The organism is Culturomica massiliensis (assembly GCF_900091655.1).
GTDB classification, from domain to species: domain Bacteria; phylum Bacteroidota; class Bacteroidia; order Bacteroidales; family Marinifilaceae; genus Culturomica; species Culturomica massiliensis.
Genome location: NZ_LT594621.1, coordinates 3,583,590 through 3,603,997, shown reverse-complemented (window position 1 = coordinate 3,603,997; position 20,408 = coordinate 3,583,590). Strand labels below are relative to the sequence as shown.

At 39.6% G+C, this 20,408-nt stretch carries 11 protein-coding genes; 5 read left to right on the top strand and 6 right to left on the bottom strand.

Translation table 11 applies throughout. From position 1 onward, the window contains the following. Positions 1 to 29: 29 nt before the first annotated feature. The 6 genes from BN8908_RS16040 to BN8908_RS16015 all read right to left on the bottom strand — a co-directional run bounded on the left by BN8908_RS16040 (position 30) and on the right by BN8908_RS16015 (position 11,354). Entirely contained in the window at positions 30 to 776 is a 747-nt protein-coding gene (locus BN8908_RS16040) for a hypothetical protein (RefSeq protein WP_068691621.1), read from the bottom strand. 23 nt (positions 777 to 799) lie between these two features. Next, a complete protein-coding gene (locus BN8908_RS16035) occupies positions 800 to 2,377 on the bottom strand; it encodes a RagB/SusD family nutrient uptake outer membrane protein (protein WP_068691619.1) in 1,578 nt (525 codons plus the stop codon). A gap of 12 nt (positions 2,378 to 2,389) precedes the next feature. After that, positions 2,390 to 5,548: a SusC/RagA family TonB-linked outer membrane protein gene (locus BN8908_RS16030; protein WP_082989290.1), complete on the bottom strand. Its 3,159-nt coding sequence runs from the start codon at positions 5,546 to 5,548 to the stop codon at positions 2,390 to 2,392. 306 nt (positions 5,549 to 5,854) lie between these two features. Beyond that, the gene (locus tag BN8908_RS16025; RefSeq protein ID WP_021987216.1) at positions 5,855 to 6,607 is read right to left on the bottom strand and encodes a hypothetical protein; all 753 of its coding nucleotides are present in this window, start codon (positions 6,605 to 6,607) and stop codon (positions 5,855 to 5,857) included. Between the two features lie 116 nt (positions 6,608 to 6,723). After that, positions 6,724 to 8,193, bottom strand: a complete 1,470-nt coding sequence (locus BN8908_RS16020; RefSeq protein ID WP_021987215.1) for a RagB/SusD family nutrient uptake outer membrane protein — start codon at positions 8,191 to 8,193, stop codon at positions 6,724 to 6,726. Positions 8,194 to 8,204: 11 nt separating this feature from the next. Then, on the bottom strand, positions 8,205 to 11,354 hold the full coding sequence (locus BN8908_RS16015) for a SusC/RagA family TonB-linked outer membrane protein (RefSeq protein ID WP_068691616.1): 3,150 nt from the start codon (positions 11,352 to 11,354) through the stop codon (positions 8,205 to 8,207). A 685-nt stretch (positions 11,355 to 12,039) separates the two neighbouring features. Here BN8908_RS16015 and BN8908_RS16010 point away from each other — a divergent pair. The 5 genes from BN8908_RS16010 to BN8908_RS15995 all read left to right on the top strand — a co-directional run bounded on the left by BN8908_RS16010 (position 12,040) and on the right by BN8908_RS15995 (position 20,408). Then, positions 12,040 to 15,015 (top strand): SusC/RagA family TonB-linked outer membrane protein, encoded by a 2,976-nt coding sequence (locus BN8908_RS16010; protein WP_068691614.1) that lies wholly within the window; start codon positions 12,040 to 12,042, stop codon positions 15,013 to 15,015. A gap of 27 nt (positions 15,016 to 15,042) precedes the next feature. Continuing rightward, positions 15,043 to 16,500, top strand: a complete 1,458-nt coding sequence (locus BN8908_RS16005) for a RagB/SusD family nutrient uptake outer membrane protein (RefSeq protein ID WP_235837450.1) — start codon at positions 15,043 to 15,045, stop codon at positions 16,498 to 16,500. A 24-nt stretch (positions 16,501 to 16,524) separates the two neighbouring features. Then, the gene (locus BN8908_RS16000; protein WP_068691610.1) at positions 16,525 to 17,364 is read left to right on the top strand and encodes a DUF4843 domain-containing protein; all 840 of its coding nucleotides are present in this window, start codon (positions 16,525 to 16,527) and stop codon (positions 17,362 to 17,364) included. Positions 17,365 to 17,451: 87 nt separating this feature from the next. Beyond that, positions 17,452 to 17,628: a hypothetical protein gene (locus BN8908_RS18635; protein WP_154670141.1), complete on the top strand. Its 177-nt coding sequence runs from the start codon at positions 17,452 to 17,454 to the stop codon at positions 17,626 to 17,628. A gap of 38 nt (positions 17,629 to 17,666) precedes the next feature. Then, positions 17,667 to 20,408 (top strand): S8 family serine peptidase, encoded by a 2,742-nt coding sequence (locus tag BN8908_RS15995; RefSeq protein WP_068691608.1) that lies wholly within the window; start codon positions 17,667 to 17,669, stop codon positions 20,406 to 20,408.

Below are 20,408 nucleotides of genomic sequence, written 5' to 3'. Positions count from 1 at the left end.
AGACTATCTTTTAAGTGTTAATCTAAGTCTTAATTTGGCATCTCCAAAATCTCATTCATAACTCCAAAAGTACCAATGCTTACGGTAAATTCCAAGCCGAAAGTAATCATTTTACCTTCACGTTTCCAAGAGGCTAATGTAGCAGAAACCATACCATAATCCGCATGTTCGTAACCGGTCTGTTGGGTTTTGAATTCAACTACATTACCGGCATCATCTAAATTGAATATAATACTATAACCTTCAACATAACAGTCAGGTAATTTGTACACATTTGCTTCTTTAGCTTTTTGTACTTCCTGATTCCAGCTTTCTCCGAAGAATTCACTCGTAAATTTCCCAATACCGATTGACTCGAAAGTATAGGTCCGATTCAATACAATATTGGTTTCTTTAAACCCTCCTACAGTAATATTTTCTGCCTCTAAAGCTAAAGTCACAGTATATTCCGGTCCGATCTGTAATTTCTGTATATTTGAAATTTGAATTTTAGCAGAAGCTTCTCCGTCCTTGAATGTCACTGTTTCTGAAATAACCAGTAAACCACTAGGATCTGTCACTGTAAAAGGCATTGTTAATTCTCCTTTCTTACCCGAACGGGTTACAAGTATTTCGAAACTGTTCTGATCAGCAGTTAGTTCCCGTTTCACGTTTTTGGTTAAAAAACCGACCTCTTCGGTTACAGGACTATAAACAGTCCCTTTATTATCGGTATCACAGGCCGTAAGCAGGCAAATAAATATACCGATAAAACTACCATATATTATTTTTTTCATTATTCTCATGAATTATGTAGTTATTAAATACCATCTCCTACTGGATTTTGATCTTTTGATGCATCCATATTTACATTTCCGTCAAATTCAGCCTGTGGGATAGTTAACACCCAAGCATATGTTTCGGGATTTTGAGTATTTGTACCATTCAACAAGGCTGGGATAGGCCATCCCATGTCTTGTGTCCGAGTAAATCCTTGTTTCAAACGCTTAATATCATAAATACGTCCATATTCACCCCACAATTCGATACGGCGTTGTATCAAAATTTCTTCAAGTAAAGAGCCGGTTTCGTCAGAAGTTAGTGCCCCTAAAGTTTTACCAGTCTTGGATGTCTGATAATTAGGATCTCGATACGACATAAATTCCCGAAGTATTGATTGAGCTTTAGCGTCATTATTCATCCTGCATTCAGCTTCCGCTTCTGTCAAATACATTTCTTCCATACGCATCCATATTTTGTCACCCAAATCTGTAATAGGATCTGAAAATCTAAATTTTACTTGAATGTAATTTGAAAGAACATTGCCAGCGTCGTCTTTTATAGTATTATTATTAGGCTCCCACCAGGCTCTACGTACATCATTTTCTCCCATTTTCTTGTATAAGTTTACATTTATGCATTTAGGGGCCTTAAAAGCATAAACCTGAGTACCGTCTATATTGTATTTAGAAAAAGCATCCATGTGAAATAAAAACGGTCCCCAACCTGGCGTCTGATCAGTAATGATTGTGGCTCCCCACATAACATTTCCCAAGTTGACACTATTAAGGCCTCCGGTAAGTTCTTTCCCTGTCCCCGGAGTATAATTGGAACGAGCAATGCGAGCAGCTTTTGCCGCTTCAGACCATTCATTGGTTGTCAGGCAAATCCGGGCTTTAATACCGTTGGCAACATAGTAATCAATATGAGTTTTATCTTTCTGTGTAGGTGCATTTTCCAGTAAATTAACAGCAGTATCTATATCCGCACGAACTTGTTTATAAACTTCACTTAAGCTCGCCCTCGCTTTTCCTGGAGTTCCTGCAGAGGTAGGTTCTGTATACAAGGGTACGCCTGGTTCATTCTCATGTCCTATATACGTACGAGCAAATGTCATAGCTAGATAGTGGTAGGCATATGCTCTGATCGCATACGCCTGTCCTACGACATAATTAACATCTGAAGTGTTGCCTGCCATCGTATTTTGAGCAGCAATGATGTAATTAGCGTTTGCTATTAATTTATAATAGCCGTTCCATGTGTCATAAGAACGCCATCTGCTGGATGTATAATTAGATTTCACATTGTAAATACAATCATACCAATACCATCCACTTCCAGCAGCTTTCATTACCATGTCTTCCCCCATTACATCCCCCATTAGGTTCCAGGCTGTTAAACCGTCGCATTGTTGTGTATTACCTGTTGTTGACCATCCCTGAGTATACATCATACGATAAATTCCATTGAGCGGAACTAAAGCAGCAGTTGCATTACTGAACATCCCTTCGCCGGAGACAGAATCGGTTGGAAGTGTGTTCAAACTTTCATCACTACAAGCTAGCATAAAATTAGATAAGATTATGGCAGCAAGTATATATATAAAATATTTTTTCATATAATTCTTTATTTAAAAATTTATATCTACACCAACAGAAATTGTTTTATTCGGAGCATATTTGTAATCTGTTCCTCCTGAAAAATTGTATTGTGGGTCCATACCATCTAAATGAGTAAATAAAGCAAGGTTATCCAAAGTACAAAAAACTCTTAAGGATTCAATACCAGCTCTATTGAGAATCCGGTTTGGTAATGTATAACCGACAGTGATATTTTTTATGGCAAAATAAGATGCATCCACCAAAAATCGGTCAGTTGGTGTGTTTTTCGGGTTAAGACCAACACGTGGGACATCTGTTATGTCTCCTGGTTTGCTCCAGCGTCTCATAGAATGCTTGTTCCACGTATCACCGGCATACTGAATATTCATACTTCCCTGATACAAGCCATCATACACTTTTCCTCCCACAGAATAGGTTGACAATACAGATACATCAAAATTTTTCAAAAAATTGAATTCCATATTAATACTACCGAAAAGATCAGGAATGCGATTTCCTAAATAATATTTACAATTGGCCGCTACAGAATAATCACTAGTAATGTATTCACCGCTGGCATGACCATTCGCATCCATAGCTTCATAAGCCCAGTAAAGTTGTGCTCCTGTAGCAGGGTCTACTCCTGCCGATTTAGCTATATAGAATGTGTTTATTGCTTTACCCACTTTAATGCTGTATATTCCATTAATCATTTCGTCCGAACTATCCGTTAATTTTTTTACTTCATTTTTTACAGTAGATACCATTAAAGTTGTCTTCCATCTGAAATCAGTCTTGTCAATAATTGTTCCCCCTAGTGTAAATTCGAATCCCTGATTTACCATTTCTCCTACATTGGCAGAATATCCACCAAATCCTGTAGAAAGAGCCATCGGAAATGATAATAACATATCAGTAGTTTTTTTGTTATAATATTCCATCGCAAATTCAAGACGTCCATTAAAAAAGCGGGAATCTAAACCAATATTTAGGTTTTTATTTTTTTCCCAGGTAATATCCTTGTTTTCCAATGAAGAAATAGCTCCTCCTGCATTATTTGCATTTGGCCACGTTAAATCATAAAAACTTTGCCAAGCATAATAGATGGAATATCCCTGAGAATCAAGTAAGTCATCATTCCCTTGTACGCCATAACTTACTTTTAAGGCTAAATTATCTAACCAATCTGTGTTGTGTAAAAAGTCTTCTTGAGAAACTCTCCAATTAGCTCCAACTGACCAAAAATTACCCCAACGATTATCCTGATGGAATCTAGAAGAACCATCTGTACGGAAACTTCCTGATAAATAATATTTTTCTTTATAATTGTAATTCAAACGAGCTAACCATGATTCAATCCTGTAGTCTTGCTGATAAGAACTAGTTCCATTAACTGTAGTTGCGGGAGCCAATTCAAAAATTCCATCAACTAATCCGGTTTTACTCCCATACAAATAATTGTATCTATAATCATAATATTCATGTCCGAGCATCACGTCAAAACTATGATCAGCAAAAGAACGATTATAAGTAAGCAATTGATTAAATGTATAACTTTGGGTACGGGTATTATATTTAGATAACAAGCCTTTACTGGAAGAAAAATTTCCATGATACATATTGTAATAATTCATTTGATTTTGGTTCAAATAATCTACTCCGAAATTCATTGTAAATTTTAATCCTTTTAGTATTCCAGCTTTCTCGTCATCTGATCCCAAAGTAAGATATGTTCTTGCACTTAAGTTATCGTTTTTTAAATCCGATTTATCATCCTCCAATGTAGCGATCGAATTAAAATTACTTAGTTTTGGACGGTTTTTTCCGTAGTCCAATTGTTTTTTACCATTTTCATCTAAAAGATCATTTCCTTTACTGTCTTTCATATATACAGGATAGATTGGAGCCATAAATTGGGCTGTATACCAAACATTGGAATTTGAACTTCCGGTATACATAGAATAATTTTGCTTAGAATGTGAAAATGCTATATTTAAACCGGCTTTTAGCCAAAACTTGGGTTGATTATCCAAATTTAAACGTGCATTGTAACGTTCAAACTTTGTCGTTTCCAAAACACCATCTTCATTTAAATAACCCAATGAAAACAATGTCTGTGTTTTTTCTGTACCTCCGGAAATAGAAAACTGGTATTCCTGTCGTAAAGCATTTTTCCGGTTAATCCGATCCATCCAACTTTCATCCCAAGCTGCTTTGGCATCATCCTGAATTTGCTCTGTACTGGGATCAATAATTGTTTCCCAAGTATAATTTTTAAAAGGGTTATAACTCTCTCCTCCTAATGTGGATGACAAACTATTCATTGCCAATACCTTGGCCGTTTCCCAGTCATAATTACTGTTAAAAATATAATCATTTCGAAGAGCTTCATAGGTTAACTGTACAAATTCTTTTTGGTTTACAAGATTGTAGTTTTTAATTCCTCTGGATGACCATCCCCAGGAGGCTTTCAGATTGACATTCGTCTTTTCAGCTTTTCCTTTTTTGGTATTAATGATTACGACACCATTAGCTCCACGAGCTCCATACAACGCTCCAGCGGAAGCATCTTTTAAAATCGTCATAGATTCAATATCATTCGGGTTGATAGCACTAAGTGTTCCGTCATAAGGAATTCCATCAACTACATACAAAGGATTACTGGATGCATTGATGGAACCATATCCACGTATACGGATTGAAGCGCCGTCTCCCGGTTGTCCTCCTCCAGAAGTAGCTACGACACCTGTTGTCTGACCATCAATAGCTTTAGAAATATTGGCTACCGTTCGCTTTGATAATTTTTTATTATCCACAACTGCGGCAGAACCTGTAAATGATTCTTTTTTTGCTGTTCCATAAGCAACCACCATAACTTCATCCAAAGCTTCTGTTTTCGAAACCATTTTAACATTAATAACATTCTTGCCTGTAACTGCAATCTCCTGATCCTTCATTCCTACAAATGAAAATACCAATACTGCATTCTGAGGAACTTTTAATGAATAATTTCCTTCTATATCGGTAGCTGTCCCGATAGAAGAACCTTTTACCATAATTGTAACTCCAGGAAGCGGCAGACCATCTGTGGCATCCGTAACCTTACCGGTCACTTGCTTTTCCTGAGCCATACTAAATTGTATTCCCAAAAACATTAGGAAAACAAATAGTCCGATTAATTTTCTCATACATTTTAATTTTAAGTTAGACATATTTAGGCTGTTTGTATTATTGTTAAATCTTGTCTCATTCTATTAAATTACACTTAAAATAATGTTTTATAAGTCTTTATTCTAAGTGTAAACCTGCTTAGTAAGCGTGGTATGTCAAGGGAAGCGAAAGAATGGGGTAGGTATGAGAAGGAGAGAAAAAGGCATTATCGGATATGACGAAGATGGTTACATAATTTTATATATTATACAGTACAGTATGATAATCATAGGTATAAAAAAAGGAACGATTTCAAACCGTTCCTTTTTTAATGACGAAATATATTATAGTGTTGAATAATAGTGAAACAGTTTAATTATGTCCTCCTCCTTTCTGTATTTTAATTTATTGATCTTACAGTACGCTCCTACAATAGAGGATTTATCTCCGAATATTTTAAAGAAATCATCTTTTTTTGTAGAAATCGAATATAAGTGTCCTTTTTTATCTTGATAATAAAGTTGCTCTCGAATTTGAAATTTATCTCTTTTTTTTGACTCATAGCCGGTAGATTCAGCTTCTTCTCGTAAAAAAATACACGTATATAATTTGAATAATGGATATTTATCGTTCGTTATTATCTGTAACAATCCCTCTTTTATGTCTTTTCCCAAAGGATATGTTTTTCTGACAAATTTTTTATTATCAAATTCAACATGATCGACATCTTCTGTAAATAATAATAATTTTATTCCTTCTTCCTTTTTTATCCAAAACTCATTTTTAAACACATTGTATAATAGATCATAATTTATTTTTTCTCCGCTTTTTAAGATTACAGAAGAATTTTTCCATTCTTGTAATAAGAAAGGGCTACCTTCAAATCTATTTTGAAAAAGGGAAAAAATTTGGTTGGCTTCAATATTCTGATTATTTCTGAAAGCATCGAACAAATTATTAAGGGAAGAATAATCAACACTGATTTCTCGGTCTATTATATTAAATGGATTGCTGTCTATAAATTCAGCACCAACCGGAGGTTGCGTATATCCGATACAAGGACATAAAGTCAGGAAAAATATGAATATTTTTTTCATGGATTGAAATTTTAGCATTGTATGAAATAACAAAATCGTGCAAATGAAAGCAGAACTCCATTTGCACGATAATGGCAATTAAACTGATCTAGAAAAATATTAAAATCTAGATTTTATTATGCCGGATTCTGATCCTCTTCATTAATATTTTGATTGGCTTCAATTTCTTTTTTAGGAATCTGGAATACCCAGCGATTGTCATTTGGTCCAAATTGCAACTGCGCATCTACACGATGGTTGGTCGCAACACCATTAATTGTATTTTTTCTCTCAATGCTTCCTCCGATACGTTTCAAATCAAACCAAGAACGACCTTCTCCCCACATTTCAATACGTTTTTGAAATAAAATCTCTTCAATTAAATCATTACCTGTTTTTGTTGATTTTGTTGCTTGCGGATCACGATTTTTCACTAATTCGTATAAAACATTTTGAGCAAGACCGTCATTTCCAGCACGCGCCTGGGCTTCGGCTTCAATCAGATACATCTCAGCAATTCTAATGTAGCAAATATCGCCTGTAAAATCTCCGGGAGTCTGATATTTCATACTAATGTATTGATTGTTTGGCAGCGCACATTGGCGTCTTACATCGGTTTGAGGGATTTGTTCATAAAGACGTGCATCCCAGGCTTTGTATACTCCAATACCACAATATCCGTCAATTGTATTATCAAGGTGAGAGTATAAAGAAGCATATAAATTGGTATTTTCACCATTTATATCCATACCCCATATCCATTCACTGGCATTGAGATTACCTTTAAATTGACTCATATAAGTATCTATTGTAGATAAAGTCGCAGATCCTTTACGAGCTTCCTGTGCATATTTTACAGCATCTCCCCAATTATTTATTGTCAATGATACATCCGCTAAAATTGCACATGCAGTATAATAATCCACATTATTGATGCTTTCGCGAGGTTGGCCTTCCAGCAATTTAATCGCGTCTTCCAGATCTTGGACAATTCGTGTATATACAGCACTGATTTTAGCTCTTGGTTGATGATCTGCCGCATCTGTCTCTGCTAACCAAATCGGGACACCCGGCCCATCTTCATTTCCTTTATAGTTTTTAGCAAATAGACGTACCAAATAATAGTAACTATTAGCACGAATTGCTAGTGCCTGACCCGCTAAAATTTTTGCATCATTTGACAAATTATCATATCCTTCACGTGGATAAGATTTCAATACAAGGTTACAATTATAAATCAATGGATAATACAGTTTCGTCCAATAATGACTTGAAGAACGGTAATTGGCCATCCGATTATCATTTTGATAATAACTGTAGAACCAATGATTTGCAAGTTGAACCATGTCATTGGCCATTAAATCTGTAGCTAAAAATACAGTGGGATGTCCGAATTCATCATGCTGACTATAATAACCTACCATTGAATTATACAATCCGGATATGATGGGAGAAAACGCTTTGATAGGGTCTTCTATGGCAACCTCATCCTGCTGATCCTGGGATAAGGATCCTGTAGGTTTTGTATCCAAAAAATCAGAACTACAAGCTCCCGACATGACTAAGATCACAGGAACAATTAAATAGTTTATAAATGTCTTCTTCATAATGTTTACTTTTAGAATTTCATATTAATACCAAACGATACTGTTCTGATTGGGGCAAAATTATAACCTGTCGCACCGGAGATATACTGTCTGGGATCCATCCCCTGACGTTTTGAGAATAATGCCACATTATCTGCCACAGCATAAATTCTAAGGTTTTCAATATGTAATTTGTTGCATATATGTTTCGGGAATGTATATCCCAGCATAATATTCTTTATGGCCAGGAAAGAGGCATCTGTCAAAAACCTATCCGACCGTCCTGTAGCATCCTGGTAATTTTGTTGATGAATTGGAACATTGGTATTAACATTGGTTGGAGTCCATGCTTTTAAAACATCCTTATGGAATCCGCTACCTAAATCATTCCCCATATAAGCAGCATAATTACTATCGTACAGTTTACCTCCAATCTGATAATTCATCATAAAGGAAAGATCGAATCCTTTATATGCCCAATTACTGGTGAAAGCACCGTATACATCCGGAATTGCAGAATCTCCGGTGTATTCTTGTGTCGCATTGGAATTGATATAAGTGAACATCTTACCATTTGCCAAAGTTCCGTTTGCAACTTCTGCATTATTGGTATAATACATCGCTTTACCGTTTGCCGGATCAACGCCTAAATATCTTTCTAAATAGAAATCATAAATGGAATGTCCTTCCATATATTTCTTGTTACCGGATATAATACCCGATTCTTTAAATTCAGGCGGTAATTTGGTAATCTCATTCGTATAGTGTGTTAAATTCAAATTGACAGACCATTTAAATTCGGTTTGTTTGAAAATATTAAAAGTCAAGTCAAATTCTACTCCCTGATTTTTCATAGAACCAATATTGTCTGGATAGGAAGTAAAGCCGGAAGATGGGGGAAGCGGCCGATTAAAAAGTAAATCGTCTGATTTACGGATAAAATATTCTGCATCTAATGAAAACCAGTCAAAAAGGTCTGTTTCAATACCGACATTGAAGTTTTTAGACTTTTCCCAGGTCAGACTCCGGTTGCCTTTATAATAAGAAGGATTCAGACCAAGGTTCGTTCCGTCAGAAGTGATCCCATACTGATCTTGCCAAGCATACCATTGTTCGTATCCAGCTGGATCCAATATGTTCTCAACCCCATTGGTTCCATAACTGGCTTTCAATTTCAGATTTTGTATCCAACTTACATTTTGCATGAAATTTTCCTGAGAAACTCTCCAAGAAGCGCCTATTGCCCAGAAATTACCCCATCTGTTGTCTTTATGGAAACGTGATGAAGCATCTCGCCGGAAAGACAAAGAAGCATAATAACGGTTATCAAAACTATAATCGGCCTTTGCGAAATAGGACTCGATTCTTCTTGAATTCTTGTAAGATGTTGCTCCGGTAATTTTTGCAGCATTTGCCAATTCCGGATTACCTGGATAGTAAAAATTTTCTTTCGATACTTCTAGATAATAGTAATCTTCTTTATAAGCTTCATGGCCGGCTAAAGCACTGATGTTGTGTCTTCCAAAATCCCGATTCCATGATAAAATCTGGTTAAAAGTCATAACATCTCTCTTGTACTGATAATGATATGCACGTCCTCCTACATTTTTAGCATCGCCATATAAAGCATTTTGATAATCGATGTCTTTCCGGTTTGAATTGTTGTAGGCAAAATTAGCCCGGAATTTGAAGTCTTTTAAGAAAGATACTTCCATATATGTGTTCCCGTCAAAAGCATCTGTTTTATAATCATGGATATCTAATATCTGAGTTGCTATCGGATTAGAATTGGATGCATATTTACGAGAGTAACCGAACTCTGATGCTGTTCCGTAATCATATATTACATTTCCGTCTTTATCGTATTGTCTATTCCCTTCACGATCATATAAATATACAGGATAAATAGGAGCAATACCTTGTGAAAACATAAATTGATTTGCATATGCACTTGTACCGGAGTTAGGAAAATTCTGCAATGTATTGGCATACGCTAAATTTGCACCAGCTTTAAACCATGACGTTAATTCCTGGTCCAGATTTACACGAGCTGTATATCTTCTGAATCCTGAATTTTCAACATAACCTTTATCATCCAGAAAGCCCAATGACATGTAATATTTTGTTTTATCACTACCTCCTTGATATGAAAATTGGTATTCCTGACGTAATTTATTTGAAAAAGCTTCATCAGCCCAATCGTCATGATATAATAATTTAGCTGCAGGATTCAATTTCCCATTTATGACCAACTGGTCGTCGGGTACATTATAATTATTATATCCTCCCAGTTCATTTACCAATGTACGGGTTGCTTCTGCATCAGCCTCTGCAGCAGACAATTCCCCATTGTATTGTAAATTATTACGAAGAGCCGTCCATGCTGCTTCATAATATTTTCCAGGATTCTTAATCATATCGTATGATGGAATTCCCCGACTGTTAATTCCCCATTTCATATCCAAAGAGACAATAGGTTTCCCTGCTTTTCCTTTTTTAGTCGTAATTACAATTACACCATTTGCGGCACGAGAACCATAAAGAGAGTTAGCTGCAGCATCTTTTAAAATAGTCATACTTTCAATATCCGCAGGATTGATTGAGTTTAAATAACCAGAAAAAGGAACACCATCAACTACATATAGTGGCGTATTGGAAGCATTAATGGAGCCGACACCACGGATACGAATCGTTGCATTCTCACCCGGTTGTCCGGAAGCACTTACAACCTGTACTCCAGGAGATGCCCCCTCCAATGCCTTTGTAATGCTGGAGGTCTGGATTTTTGCCAGTTTTTCACTACTTACCACTTTAGCAGAACCGGTAAAACTTGAATTTTTAGCCGTACCATAAGCAACAACCATTACTTCATCCAGAGTCTCTGCAGATGGCGTTAATTCAATGGTTAGATTTGTTTTGCCGGCAACACTGACTTCTTGGGTTTGCATACCAATAAAACTTATTACCAAAATGGCATTTTCTTTTATTTTTAATGCAAATTTACCATTGATGTCCGTTGCAGTCCCATTACCCGGTTCACCTTTGACCATGACGGTAACACCCGGCAACGGCATTCGGTCACTTTTATTGATAACCGTACCGGTTATCTCACGCGTTTGAGCAAAACATATCTGCATTCCGACAAAAGTCAGGAAAACAAATAGTCCGATTAATTTTCTCATACATTTTAATTTTAAGTTAGACATATTTAGGCTGTTTGTATTATTGTTAAATCTTGTCTCATTCTATTAAATTGCTCTTAAAATAATGTTTTATAAGTCTTTATTCTAAGTGTAAACCTGCTTAGTAAGCGTGAGATGGGAAATAATGAAGATAGTTGAGGAAATTATGGGAATTGAATTTTAAGAAGATGTTTATCTATTAAACGAATAGTTGTGCACACTGATTTTCATATTAGATTGGAAAAGCGGATATAATGTATTAAATAGATATTTTGATTAAAGTATAATAGGATTTCAATAGGACATTCTATCCCAGAATATGAAAGATTTTCTAAAATTTAGAGATGGGTTTTGAGAGAACAATTACAAAATTACTTACATAATAAAAATAATAGGGCTTGATGTTGCAACTTATAATATTTTACATATATTTGCATTATTGTATTTTTATTGAGTTAAGGTATTCTTAAAAACTCAATTTTTATAGGAAACACAATTTAGCAATTAGGGTTAAAGTGCTGAACAACAAAAATTTAATATGGTGTCACATGCTTACTAAGCATGTGCATTTTCCTTGGAAATGACAAACAGGGAATGATTTTAACCTGAATTTAAGAAGGTGAAAACAAAAATTAACGATAAAATCAAAAACAGCCTAAATATGTCTAACTTAAAATTAAAATGTATGAGAAAATTAATCGGACTATTTGTTTTCCTGACTTTCGTCGGAATGCAGATATGTTTTGCACAGACGCGGGAGATAACCGGTACGGTTATTGACAAAAGCGACAAGTCACCGCTACCCGGTGTATCTGTAATTATTAAAAACAATCGGGCCGTTGGAACTGCAACTAACGTTGACGGTAAATACTCAATTAAAGTGAATGAGAATGATATTTTGATTTTCACTTTCGTGGGTATGAAGGATCAGGAAATTGCGGTTGCAGGTAAAAATGTAATCAATGTAGAAATGGTTCCGGCAACCGAAGCTTTGGATGAAGTTGTTGTGATGGGGTATGGAGCACAAAAAAAAGGTACAGTTACCGGTGCAGTCGGGGTCGTAGACGGTAATAAAATCAAAGAAGTACCAACTGCCAGTTTCGACCAGATTCTTCAGGGTAAGGCAACAGGTATGCAGGTTGTTGCTTCCAGCGGTCGTCCCGGGGCAGGTGCTATTGTGAAAATGAGGGGTATCTCCTCTATTAATGCCAGTTCCTCTCCTTTATATGTAATCGATAATGTGCCCGTTGCTTCGGCAGATTTCAATGCATTGAATCCCGGTGACATTGAAAGTGTATCTGTATTAAAGGACGCATCGGCAACTTCTATTTACGGATCACGCGGAGCAAACGGTGTTATCATGATTACGACTAAAAGAGGACGGATGGGAAAAACGATATTCAATGTAAAAGGCCAATGGGGATTCTCTACCCGTACCCGGGATAAAAATCAAATGATGAACACCAAAGAAAAATTGACTTACGAGCGTCAATTAGGTGTAGGCTATGGAGCAAGCAGCCCCACGACAGGCAAACCCATGACGGATGAAGAGATCAATAACTATCCAATCAATACGGACTGGATGAAGGAAGTTTTCAGAACAGGTAAAACCCAATTGTATGAATTGAGTGCTTCAGGCGGTTCGGAATCCACTAAATTTTATCTGTCGGGACAATATTTTGACCAGGAAGCTATTGCTCCGGGCTCTTACCTGAAGAGATATACATTCCGGGTAAATCTGGATCATAAAATCAGCAGAAAATTAAAATTCGGAATGACAGCTTCTGTAGGTACTTCCAAAGAGGGTAATTTACGTAGCGACCGGAATGTATTGAATCCGTTCAACTATGTATACAGTGTCAACCCGTATACAAAACCATTCAATGAAGACGGTAGCTGGGCATCTGACCCGACATGGGATTACGGCCTGAATATTTTCGAAAACATCGCGATGAACCCGAGTTATTCGAATCTGATAAAAGGGATCGGATCTTTTACACTGGAATACAACATTATAGATGATTTGCGGTTCGTATCGACAGCCGGTGTAGATTATTCACAAGTATTGGACTACCAATATAACAAACCGGAATCAAAATTATCGCAGGTTCTTCAAAGTCCGGGATTCAGAGCCGATAGTTATGCACATCGGGCTACTTTCATTTGGACTAATATGTTAAAATATGCCAAAACATTTAATGATGTCCACAATCTGAGCGCAACTGTCGGTACGGAAGCACAAAAGAGTCAATGGAAAGGCTTTGGTGCTCAAGGAGAGGGATTCTCTTCCGGCAGAATAGATGCTTTGGACAAAGCAGCAAAACCTTTGAAAGTCACCGGCAATGTATCGGACTGGAGACTTTTATCATTCTTTGCCCTGGCAGCTTATGACTTTGATTCCCGCTATTTCGTAGATGCTTCTGTTCGAAGCGACGGTTCTTCACGTTTCGGTAAAGACAATCAGTACGGTACTTTCTGGTCTGCCGGTGCAGGCTGGAATATTCACAATGAAAGTTTTGCAGAAAATTCCGGCTGGCTGAACCAGTTCAAATTACGCGGAAGTGTCGGAACCTCCGGAAACAACAATATCGGGGATTACGATGCACTCGGACTATTCAGTACGGGCTCTTATAACGGAACATCTACAATTTACCCGTCACGTTTGCCCAATAACCAACTGACATGGGAAAAGAATTTCCAGGCATCAGTCGGATTTGATAGTAAATTTTTCAATGAAAGACTGACGGTTGTTTTCGACTGGTATAACAGAAAAACAATAGATATGTTATTGGCAGCCAATCTTTCACTGACCTCAGGATTTGCCAGCCGGAAAGAAAATATCGGAGAAATGAGAAACCGGGGTATAGAGGTTTCTGTAAGTGGGGATGTATACAGATCTTCCGACTTTTTTGTCAATCTTTATGCAATGGTTTCTCACAACAAAAATGAAGTGTTGAAACTGTACAAAGGAAATGACATCAAAAACGGCTGGAACAATGTTATCAGTGAAGGAAAAGAATTGAATGTCTATAAAATGGTACGCTGGGCCGGTGTTAACCCTGTTAACGGAGATGCCTTGTATTATACCAAAGACGGTCAATTAACCAATAAATATTCAGAAGATGATGCTGTTATACTGGATGGAAAATCTCCGTATCCGGATTTCTACGGTTCTTTCGGAACAAATATCAGCTATAAAGGTTTAGACTTCTCGGCAGATTTTTATTTTTCACACGGTAATTACATCTACAACCATGTTGCTTTCTTCAATTTGAGTGACGGAGCCAATGCAAACTCCAATCAGGATAAACGGTTATTGTATGATCAATGGATGAAGCCGGGCGATATAACAAATATTCCGAGACAGGACAAAGGAAATTCCCAGGTTATGAGTACACGCTATTTGGAAGATGCTTCTTATCTCCGTTTGCGTAACGTAAGCCTAGGTTACAGTTTCCCGAAACATTTACTCGACAAAGTTAAACTGTCTAAGTTAAGAGTGTATGCACAAGGCTTGAATTTAGTGACCTGGACCGGTTTTACAGGAATCGATCCGGAAGTCGGAAATGTTACCAGCGGTACTGGCCCTGCAAGCAGTAATGCGGACTTCCAATTCCCGGCATCTCGTACAATTATGTTCGGACTGGAAATAGGCTTCTAATATGTTAAATTTGAAATGACAAGAAATATGAAAACAATAAATACAATTCTAAAATCAGTAGGATTAAGTGTATTGCTTACATTTACTTCCTGCAGTGGTTTTCTGGATGTAACCCCGCATGATGCTACAGATGATAAAAACTCACTGGAAACAATCAGTGACTATGATATGCTTATGAAAGACCCGTATGCAAGCATGCGGGATGTAATGGGAAGCTATTATATTCTGCTGCCGGATATTATGTCTGACAATCTCACGCTTTGTTATGCTGGACGTTTATCGTTCAACGAGTTTTTCAACTTCAATTTCAATTCCACTACCTTCGGTGTCTCTGCCATGTGGAGCGGTGCCTATAATGGAATCATGGCAACCAATAAAATCATCAACACCCTGGAAGGAGAAACGAATAAGTTCACCGGGACGGCAGATGAAGCACAAGCCAAGAATATATTGGCCGAGGCCTTGGCCATGCGTGCCTTTTTACACTTTCAACTGGTACGTCTGTATGGAAAAGACTACAAGGCAGCTTCCGAAACAGACCTGGGAGTTCCTTACAAGACCCTGGCTGATGTGACCTTACCTTCCCGTAATACGGTAAAGGATGTGTATGACAATCACATTGTTAAAGATCTGGAAAAAGCCAAAACTTTAATGACGGCTGAGTACAATCAAAAAGACAATACCCGGCTTAACCGTAAATCACTTTGTGCGATTATGGCAAAAGTATATTTAACAATGGGAAAATATCAGGAGGCCGCCAATAATGCTGCAGCCGCTATCGCCGGAGACGGATCGGATATTGCAACCATCGAACAGTTCCAGAAATTATGGACTTCTCCCATGACCAATGTTTCAGAAATACTTTTGAGATATCCGGTATTGAGCACGGATGATGTCATACCGGGAAATAACTGGGGACAGGGCGAGAGCAAAACTTCGTATAAAGCAGAGTATGTCGCATCGGCAGCATTTGTCGATCTGGTAAAAAACACGGATGTACGTATCACGACATTAACCGGAGTATCGTCAGGGGGTAAAAATTACGTTGCTGTCTGGAAATGGAACGGCCGTCCCGGAGAAGCTGCCGGAAATGTCGATATTACAGCCATTCGCACTTCAGAAATGTATCTTACTCTGGCAGAAGCCCTGACAGAATTGAATGACGATCCCAATGCATTAAAAACCTTAAACTATCTGAGAAGTAACCGTTATGTAAATTTCACCAGCCCGAACGAGACGGGAACAGCTCTGAAAAATGCAATAGCTTTAGAAAGACGACTGGAATTGTCATTTGAAGGAGACCGCTTCTTTGAACTGAAAAGAAAGGGCCTGGACATTGTACGGGATGAAAGAGGCGATGAGGCAAACGGTGGTGGAGTCGCACCTTCTCTTCTGCATCTATCTGCTAACAGTCCTTATTTCTTATTGCCTATTCCACAAAGTGAAATGGATGCCAATAAGAATATGGAGCAGAATAAATATTAATATTTTCTTTAAAATAATCACATTATGAAAAAGTTATATATATTATTAATTTTTCTTTTAAGTATTGGCTTATGGGGGTGTGACGATCATGAAGCAGGCGTATATAAAGGAAATGATTTCGTTACATTCTTGAATAAAACGGAGAACAAAATAATCCGGGAAAACGAAGACGGAATTACTGAAATAAAAATAGGAGTCGCCAAAAAAAGTAATACAGATCGCACTTTCAGCGTAACTGTCGATGCTGCCAATACGACAGCAGTAGAAGGCCAGGATTATGATTTTATCAATAAGAACGTTACCATTCCTGCCGGAGAATTTGTAGGAGTCATAAAAATAAAAGGATATTATGACAACCTGACTCCCGAAGGTGTAAAATTAACCCTCAAGCTGAATGCTGATGAAGCGCTGATTCAAGCCGGTACGACAATTACCACAACCACTGTAAATTTAAGCAGATTCTTTGAAATTACCATGGATTGGCTGGAAGGAGTTTGGGTTTGGACCGATTATGATTATTCAACAGGAGAAACAACTGATGATGATACTTATCTGGTCGAAATAACAAAAGTTTCAGATAACAAAATTACAATTTACAATGTATGGGCTGGAGGTAAGACTATAAATGCGACCGTTGATTTAGAAGAAGGACAGATTATTATTGATCCTGATCAGGTGATATACGTACACAGTTCGTACGGAGACATTACAATGGATTATTTTGACGGACAAACTGTTAAGGATAAGGATATTATCGGACAATGTACTTTCCGTGGTATTTCTATTGCTGGATGGACCGCATATACATGGAGTGGCGGAGGTTATTTCGGAAGATACAAATCAAATATTGTAAAACAAGAATAATCCGTTCTACTTAATTTTAAAGAGGGTGTCTCATTCACAGGGCACCCTCTTTGTCTCTTTTCTATCAAAAATCCAGCACAAGAAGTTTTGTATTATCAACTGGATGAGCAGGAAGCATCGGTATTGCCCCGCTCTAAAAAAGAATTCTTATCCGTTTTCGGCGACAAAGCGAATCTTATCGGAAAGTATTTCAAAGACAATAAGCTGAAAATGAAACCGGAAGACCTGATAAAAGTCTTTACTTATTATGATGAAATAAAATAAAAGCATATATTTATAGCTAATTTAATCTACCCCATACAATGAACCATAAACTATTCTTTCTCCTGCTCGGCCTTCTTTTTCTGGGCTGTCAGGATGATAAACTCGGAAACGAGGATAAAAGCAAGGAGCAACCCGGGTGGACCCGGGAAAGCCGGACAAACTTCCTTCCCGGTGTCATCCGGATAAAACTGCAATCCGGAAGTTCTGAAAAAGTACGCCTTTCTTCTGCCGCCGGGACGGCACAGATGGGGATTTCCGAAATCGACCGCATCGCCGCCGAACTCGGGGCCTCACAGATCAAGAGGGTATTCCCGCCAGCCGGAAAGTTCGAAGCCCGGCAGCACGCCGCCGGACTCGACCTGTGGTATGACATCCGCTTCAATCAGGATGTTCCCCTGACAAGGGCCGCCGCCGGTCTTTCATCCGTAGCGGGCATCGACATCATAGAACCTGTCCGCCGGGCCGTCCGCACAGGCGGCGACCGCATTGTCCCCGCTGATGCCGCAGCGCTTGCAAAACCGGCTGCCACGGGTACCTTCAACGACCCCCTTCTGTCAAAACAATGGCATTACAACAACAACGGAAGCATCCAGTACTCCGTAGAGGGGGCTGACATCAACCTGCAAAGGGCCTGGGACGTCACCGCCGGTTCCCGCGAAGTGATCGTCGCCGTCGTTGACGGGGGAATCGATATCAACCACGAAGACCTCCGGGACAACGTATGGAGAAACGAAGACGAGCAGGAAGGCCTGGACGACAACGATAACAACGGCTATGACGGGGATGTATACGGATGGAACTTCGTACACGACAGCCCGAACATCGTGGCTCACGCACACGGTACCCACGTTGCGGGAACGATTGCCGCCGTCAATAACAACGGCATCGGCGTGTGCGGCGTTGCAGGAGGAAGCGGGAACAACGACGGAGTACGTGTCATGAGCTGCCAGATTTTCGCCCCCAATGCACAGGACCCAAACAAGGACGACGGCACCCAGCAAATTCCCTCTGCCATTGTTTACGGAGCCAACAACGGGGCCGTCATCAGCCAGAACAGCTGGTCCTATACATTTGACGAAGGGGTTACCCCGACCTTCCCCAGGGCTACCAAAGAAGCCATCGATTATTTTATCACTTATGCGGGAATAGATGAAACAGGTATACAGACCGGCCCCATGAAGGGCGGTATCGTGATCTTCTCTGCCGGCAACAGCAACCGGGACTACCTCGAATATCCCGCCCAGTATGATAAAGTCCTTTCAGTAGCCTCCATGGCTCCGGATTTCAAAAAGGCCTATTATTCCAATTATGCAGACTGGGTTGATATAACCGCTCCCGGAGGAAGTTTCCGCTACGGCGGCAAATACAACGACAACTGTGCCATCCTGAGCACCCTGCCCGACAACAACTACGGATACATGCAGGGCACCTCCATGGCCTGTCCCCATGTCTCCGGGGTTGCGGCGCTGATCGTTTCCGAATACGGCGTGGGACATCCCGGCTTTACCCCGGAGGACCTGCGCAAGCGCATCCTCAATACGGCAAGGGATATTGATGCCCACAATCCGGAGTTCGCCGGAAAGCTCGGCGTCGGCTACATTGATGCCGCCCGCGCCGTACAGACCGATGCTGGGATTGCTCCCGAACCGGTGAATGACCTGCAGGTTGTCTGGAAATCAAATTCTGCAGAGCTTGCCTGGAGTGTTACGGCCGACCAGGACAACGGGACGGCTGACCACTATGACATTTACCTGAGCACACAGCCGTTCGGGAACACGGACCTCAGTACCCTTGACGTAACCGGGAGGGTGGATGTCGGAAACAAGGCTGCCGGAGAAGGCGTGGCTGCCACGCTCAGCAATCTGACCCCAAAAACCGTTTACTATATCGCGGTCGTTGGCGTCGACATGTTCGGAAACCGTTCGTCTGCCGCCTTCGAAAGCGGTGAAACTCTGAGCAACCAACCCCCGGTTGTAACGCGCAGGAATTCAGGGGACATCCTGCTTAAAGCCTATCAGACAAGGAAGGAATACTTCGACGTGACAGAGCCGGAAGGACAGGGGTATACATTCACCCTGAACGATATGAAAGGCGTTTCGGCTGCCCTGGAAGGCAATGCGGTTGTCGTTACCATCAAAGCCCCGGAAGTTTCGGCAGGGGAAGCATACAGCGGTACGGCCGTACTGACCGTCACGGATGAAGCCGGAGCTGCAACGGTTGTCGGCATCCCGTTCGCCATAGAGAAAAACAACGCCCCCGTTATCACCCAGGCATCCTGGGAAAACATGTACTTTGAGCGCAACGGGGAAAAGCAGGTTATCCCCCTGGAGGACTACTTTACGGATGCAGACGGGGAAGCCCTCAGTTACGATATCACCAGTTCCGTCACCGGACTTATAAGAACGGACGTAGAGAACGGGCAGCTGACCATTACTTCCCTCAAAAACGGGATGGCCACAGTCACGGTTACTGCCGGCGATTATTTCGGAAAGACATGCAGCCGCGAATTTGTAGTGATGTCGAGGGACAACCGCGTGCCTGTCGACCTTTATCCCAATCCGGTAAAGGACAGGATGAATATCCGCATGGGCAAAGAGGTACAGGGGAAGATCGGCGTTACCCTTTACAATACAGGAGGGACACAGGTATGGGAATCGGCAGAGACGATCTCTCCGTTCGGTCCGGCACAGGTGGATCTGAGCAGATTACCGGGGGGCAGTTATGTGGTGGTAGTGAAATACAACGGTAAAGAATACAAGAATAACATAGTGAAACTGTAA

Coding starts and splice junctions, on each gene's coding strand:
- BN8908_RS16040 (WP_068691621.1), bottom strand. CDS start 776: ATGAAAAAAATAATATATGGTAGTTTTATCGGTATATTTATTTGCCTG.
- BN8908_RS16030 (WP_082989290.1), bottom strand. CDS start 5,548: ATGAGAAAATTAATCGGACTATTTGTTTTCCTAATGTTTTTGGGAATA.
- BN8908_RS16000 (WP_068691610.1), top strand. CDS start 16,525: ATGAAAAAGTTATATATATTATTAATTTTTCTTTTAAGTATTGGCTTA.
- BN8908_RS16010 (WP_068691614.1), top strand. CDS start 12,040: ATGAGAAAATTAATCGGACTATTTGTTTTCCTGACTTTCGTCGGAATG.
- BN8908_RS15995 (WP_068691608.1), top strand. CDS start 17,667: ATGAACCATAAACTATTCTTTCTCCTGCTCGGCCTTCTTTTTCTGGGC.
- BN8908_RS16005 (WP_235837450.1), top strand. CDS start 15,043: ATGAAAACAATAAATACAATTCTAAAATCAGTAGGATTAAGTGTATTG.
- BN8908_RS16025 (WP_021987216.1), bottom strand. CDS start 6,607: ATGAAAAAAATATTCATATTTTTCCTGACTTTATGTCCTTGTATCGGA.
- BN8908_RS16015 (WP_068691616.1), bottom strand. CDS start 11,354: ATGAGAAAATTAATCGGACTATTTGTTTTCCTGACTTTTGTCGGAATG.
- BN8908_RS16020 (WP_021987215.1), bottom strand. CDS start 8,193: ATGAAGAAGACATTTATAAACTATTTAATTGTTCCTGTGATCTTAGTC.
- BN8908_RS16035 (WP_068691619.1), bottom strand. CDS start 2,377: ATGAAAAAATATTTTATATATATACTTGCTGCCATAATCTTATCTAAT.